Raw genomic sequence first — 5,184 nt, 5'->3', positions numbered from 1 at the left:
CCCACACCACGGGCGAATGCCCAGTCTATGACAGAACTGGCGATGGTGCCGGACTGGCCAACGAAGGCAACCCGGCCAGGGATGGCGCCCATATGGGCGTAGGTAGCGTTCAGGCTGCGGGCGGGGACCATCAGTCCGATGGTGTTGGGGCCCAGTACCCGGATTCCGGTTTCCCGGGCCGCTTCACGAACGGAATACATCAGGGGCTGGCCGGTTTTACTGTGAGTACGAGACATGCCACCGGTCATAACGATCGCAGTGCGCACCCCGGCCTCCCCCAGCCGCTTGATGGTCTTGGCCACGGTATCCGGCGGCGTACAGATGATTGCCAGGTCCGGGGAAAATTCCATTTTCGAGACTTTCTTGACGCAGGGCACCCCGTGCACGTTGTCGTAATCGTTCTGGTTCACCACCAGTAACCGGCCGGGATAACCGCCCCCCATCAGGTTCCGCAACACCATACCGCCAAGGTTGTCTGCCCGCTCCGACGCACCGATCACCGCAATGGACGCGGGATTAAACAGGCTCTCCAGATACCGGGTGCTCAAGCTGACTCTCCTTTGTATGCGGCCGGCAGACCGTTGGGAAATAAATGTAATAAAACAGGTTACTTATGAGTGTAACTCTTATCTTAGGCCTTGATACCCCGATGTGAAATGACTATCGCCGTTATAAGACCAAAGAAACACGGCATCGTGCAGTTTTCCCTGATAAGCTTGAAGAAAATATAAGCATATCGAAGGCAGTCCGAGACGTATGACCACGGCATTCTTTTCCCACGATGACTTCATGAAACACAACATGGGGCCGGAACATCCGGAAAGCCCTGAGCGGCTGGCGGCCATCATCAGCTACCTTGCTGATACTGGCCTGGACCAGAAGCTGGACTGGGTGCGGCCGGAAGAAATCACCCGTGATCAGCTTCTGATGGTGCATCCGGAAAAATATCTCCATCAACTGGACCTGATGCAACCGACCCGCGGCCGCGTGTTTACCGACCCGGACACGGCCATGATGCCCGACACCCTTCGAGCCGCTCGTCTGGCAGCTGGTGCCAATATCCAGGCCGTGGATATGGTCATGAGCAGCCAGGTTACCAACGCGTTTGTGTGTGCCCGGCCGCCCGGGCACCATGCCGAGCGGGCGAAATCCATGGGGTTCTGTTTTTACAACAACGTTGCCCTCGCCGCGATGCGCGCCCTCACCTTTCATCATTTGGAGCGGGTCGCGATCATCGATTTCGACGTGCACCAGGGCAATGGCACCGTAGACATTGTCAGTGGCGACGAGCGTATCCTGATGTGCTCAAGCTTCCAGCATCCCTTCTACCCGCACTCCCATGTGCACCGGCAGGCCGACAACATCGTGAATATTCCGATTGAGGCAAACTGTTCGTCTGAAGAGTACCGGAAGCAGGTGGAGGCGGGATGGCTGAAGCGCCTGAATGAATTCAAACCGCAGTTGATCCTGATTTCGGCGGGTTTTGATGCCCACCGGCTGGATCCGATGGCAGAACTGAATCTGGATACGGAAGATTATCGCTGGCTAACGGAAATGATTGTGGGTGTCGCCAGTGAGCACAGCAATGACCGGATCATTTCAACCCTGGAGGGCGGGTACCATCTGCGGGCCCTGGCGGAAAGCGTCAATGCCCACCTGGAAGTACTGGATTCGGTTTACTGACGCCAATCAGCCCCTGGGTTCGCCGCCATAACCGTTAGCCTGCTGCAGTTCCCGGCGGTCACCGGCCCGTTGCAGGCGGATATTGGTGCGCCGGTTATCTGCGGGCCGGTTGGATACCGGGTACTGGTCGCCGTGAGCCCGAACGGTAATCATGTTTTCATCAATACCGCTCGCCTTGAGGTAGTCGGCCACCACATTGGCGCGATCTTCGGAAAGCGCACGGTTGTCGATCCGGCTTCCAATACTGTCACTATGACCATCCACGAAAATCCGCTCAACCGTGGAATCTGCGTTCACATAGGCCACGATGTTATCCAGTAGTTGCCTGTCGGCATCGGATAATTGCGTGCTGCCGCTGGCAAAGAGCACCCTCGAGCGCTGGATCTGATCAAAGTTTACCGGCAGTAGATTGGACGTACAGCGCTGATAACGCTGGTACTCGCCGGCGAAGTTAATGTTGGAGACCTGAACCCGCACCGGGCGGCCATCAAACCACGATTCCCTGGTTACCGTCGGGCGCATCCCGTCCAGAAGTCCATGGGCGACCACGAACGCCTGACGGGTATCCAGCGAGACCTGACGGCGATCATCCGAGACATTGACCGTTCCCAGGGGCTTCGGCGCCACACCCGGACGCCAGGCCGGTGCCTCGACCACAAGGCTGCCGCGCCCTGGTCGCATCAATGCGGAATCAGACTCCAGGAAAAAGCTGAGACTTTCACCGGCGCGATGATTGAACACCGCCCGACCGTAGCCGGGAACTTCGTGCACCAGCCGGCATTCAAATACCGACTCGGCGAGATACCACTGGCTGTTCTCGATTCCGGCGCCATAGCTGGCAGCCTGCGCGGTTGCCGGCAGAAGCACCACGGGCAACGTGGCAACCAGCAGAGTATTCAGGAGTTGTCCGGGGCGAAATCCCATAGAGCTAGCCATCAGTGTCCGGAGTTAGCAGAGTCAGACTGTTTAACGGCCTGAGCCGGAAGTTCTTTAGCCACCAACCGGAAAACAATCACCCGCGCCTTCTGGTATAATTCGCCAAATTTTTTCGGCTCCCAGAGAACCGGGCACAAGCTCGCCCCGCCAAAGGTATTTCGGACAAACGCCATGACAGACAAGCTCACGCTCACACGCCCCGACGACTGGCACCTTCACGTACGGGACGGCGACATTCTCAACGACGTGGTACCGGCTACGGCCGCCTGCTTCGCTCGCGCCATCATCATGCCCAACCTGGTACCGCCGGTGACAACCGCAGCCGATGCCACAGCCTACCGGGAGCGCATTCTGGCGGCTGCCAATGGCACCGAGTTCGAGCCGTTGATGACGCTGTATCTGACCGAGAGCATGACGGCGCAGACCATCCGGGATGCCAGGGCTGCCGGCGTTGTGGCTGCCAAGCTTTACCCGGCCGGGGCAACGACCAATTCCGACTCGGGGGTGAAGGATATCCGTAACATCTATCCGGTTCTGGAGGCCATGGCCGATTGTGGCATGCTGCTGCTGGTACACGGAGAGGTAACCGATGCCGATATCGATATTTTCGACCGGGAAAAGGTATTTCTGGAGCGTGTCCTGGCACCCACTCTCGAGGCTTTCCCGAACCTGAAGGTTGTACTGGAACATATCACCACGGCCGATTCCGCAGAGTTTGTCCGGCAGCACACCGGTGACAACCTCGGTGCGACTCTGACGCCCCAGCACCTGATGTATAACCGCAACCACATGCTGGTAGGCGGCATTCGACCGCATCTCTATTGCCTGCCAATCCTAAAGCGTAACCGCCATCAACAGGCGCTCAGGGACGCGGTGGCCAGCGGCGACAAACGCTTTTTCCTGGGCACGGATTCCGCCCCTCATTCGAAGGATCGCAAAGAGGCAGCCTGCGGTTGCGCTGGCTGTTACTCGGCTTACGGCGCAATCGGCCTGTATGCGGACATTTTCGAAGAGCTTGGCATCCTGGATAAACTTGAAGCATTCGCCAGTTTCAACGGGCCGGATTTCTATGGCCTACCGCGGAATACCGATACCATCACCCTGATTCGTGACCCCTGGACCATGCCGGCAGAGCTGCCGCTGGCTGACGGAACCATCGTGCCCCTCAAGGCTGGTGAAACCGTTCACTGGAAACTGGCGTAAACCTGACTTATTCCTTCTCACACACGGCCAAGACCGGAGCTTGAGTGACTGACGAAAACAAACCACCGCATCCCATGTCCCGCCGCTTTCGCGGGTTTCTGCCTGTTGTAGTCGACGTGGAAACCGCTGGCTTCAATCCCGAGCGGGACGCCCTGCTGGAAGTGGCGGCAGTGATACTGACCATGGACGACGATGGCTGGGTGCGGCGCGCTGAAACCCACGTTCAGCAGATCGATCCTTTCGAAGGCGCGAATCTGGAGCAGTCCGCGCTTGATTTCACGGGTATTGATCCGTGGAATCCGGAGCGAGAAGCGGTACCCGAGCGGGAAGGACTCAGCGAGATCTTCAGCCCCATTCGCAAGGCGGTGAAGAACCACGATTGCAAGCGAGCCGTCCTGGTGGGCCACAATGCCACCTTTGACCATAACTTCATCTTTGCAGCCGCGCTGCGGGCCGACATCCGTCGTAACCCGTTCCATCCTTTCTCAACCTTCGATACCGCCACGCTGGCCGGCCTGGCCTATGGCCACACGGTTCTGGCCCAGGCCTGCAAACTCGCGGGCATTCCGTTCAGCAACAAGGAAGCCCATTCCGCCGCCTATGACGCGGAAAAAACCGCAGACCTGTTCTGTGGCATTGTGAATCGCTGGAAAGAACTGGGCGGCTTTCCGCCTCCGGTGATCCCCGAAGAGACCGAATAACCGCCATAAAAAAACCCGCCGCAGCGGGTTTTTTTCTGTGTGCCAGGCCTAAGTGTTGAAGGCACGCCTCATACTCAGCTGACTTTAAAGCGGGACAGAGAATCCCTGAGCTGATGAGACAACTCCGCCAAGTCACCACTGGCTTCGGAGATCTGGACCATGGCCTGTTTGGTCTCCAAGGACTTTTCAGCAATTGTGGATACGTTGCGCGTTACTTCTTCGGCCGTGGCTGATTGCTCTTCGGAAGCCGTAGCAATCTGCTCCGCCATACCGGACATCCGGGCAACCTCTTCCACTGCCTCGCGAAGCTGCAATACTACGGTTCCTGCCCGCTCAGAAATGCCTCTGGCCTGGGTGCTGCAACGGGTAACGACCTTTGAAGCACGCTCCGACGAATTGACCAGAGTTTCGATGGAACTACTGATCTCCTCGGTCGCCTTCTGGCTGTTCTGGGCCAAGCTGCGCACCTCATCCGCGACCACCGCGAAGCCCCTGCCCTGTTCACCGGCCCGGGCCGCTTCAATAGCGGCATTCAGAGCCAGCAAGTTAGTCTGGTCGGCGATGGACTTTATCGAATCCAGAACCCTGGTGATGGATTCCATATTCTTTCGCAAGTCCTCTATGCCGGCTTCTGCTTCCTCCAGTTCCCTGGCCATAGCAC

Annotated in this window: 6 protein-coding genes; 3 read left to right on the top strand and 3 right to left on the bottom strand. The window is 58.0% G+C overall.

Annotation, left to right across the window (positions count from 1 at the left end; translation table 11 throughout):
- A partial coding sequence (locus B2W52_RS16020) for a CoA-binding protein (RefSeq protein WP_286803726.1) occupies positions 1–548 on the bottom strand: 548 nt, incomplete at its 3' end.
- Positions 549–756: 208 nt separating this feature from the next.
- Between B2W52_RS16020 and B2W52_RS16015 the strand changes: the two genes are divergently transcribed.
- Positions 757–1,683, top strand: a complete 927-nt coding sequence (locus B2W52_RS16015) for a histone deacetylase family protein (protein ID WP_008171440.1) — start codon at positions 757–759, stop codon at positions 1,681–1,683.
- A 6-nt stretch (positions 1,684–1,689) separates the two neighbouring features.
- On the opposite strand, the gene B2W52_RS16010 is transcribed toward B2W52_RS16015, so the two are convergent.
- Complete coding sequence (locus B2W52_RS16010) at positions 1,690–2,607, bottom strand: flagellar protein MotY (RefSeq protein ID WP_273070270.1); 918 nt, start codon at positions 2,605–2,607, stop codon at positions 1,690–1,692.
- A gap of 183 nt (positions 2,608–2,790) precedes the next feature.
- Here B2W52_RS16010 and pyrC point away from each other — a divergent pair, with 183 nt between their 5' ends.
- Positions 2,791–3,822 carry a dihydroorotase gene (gene pyrC, locus B2W52_RS16005; protein WP_008171436.1) on the top strand — a complete coding sequence of 344 codons (1,032 nt, stop codon included), beginning with the start codon at positions 2,791–2,793 and terminating at the stop codon, positions 3,820–3,822.
- Positions 3,823–3,866: 44 nt separating this feature from the next.
- Positions 3,867–4,523 (top strand): ribonuclease T, encoded by a 657-nt coding sequence (gene rnt, locus B2W52_RS16000; RefSeq protein ID WP_075267700.1) that lies wholly within the window; start codon positions 3,867–3,869, stop codon positions 4,521–4,523.
- A 74-nt stretch (positions 4,524–4,597) separates the two neighbouring features.
- Here the strand turns inward: rnt and B2W52_RS15995 are convergent.
- On the bottom strand, positions 4,598–5,184 hold a 587-nt coding region (locus B2W52_RS15995), incomplete at its 5' end, for a methyl-accepting chemotaxis protein (protein WP_286803725.1).

Source organism: Marinobacter sp. UBA2498, from assembly GCF_002341575.1.
Lineage (GTDB): Bacteria > Pseudomonadota > Gammaproteobacteria > Pseudomonadales > Oleiphilaceae > Marinobacter > Marinobacter manganoxydans.
This window is presented reverse-complemented; position numbering and strand designations above follow the sequence as displayed.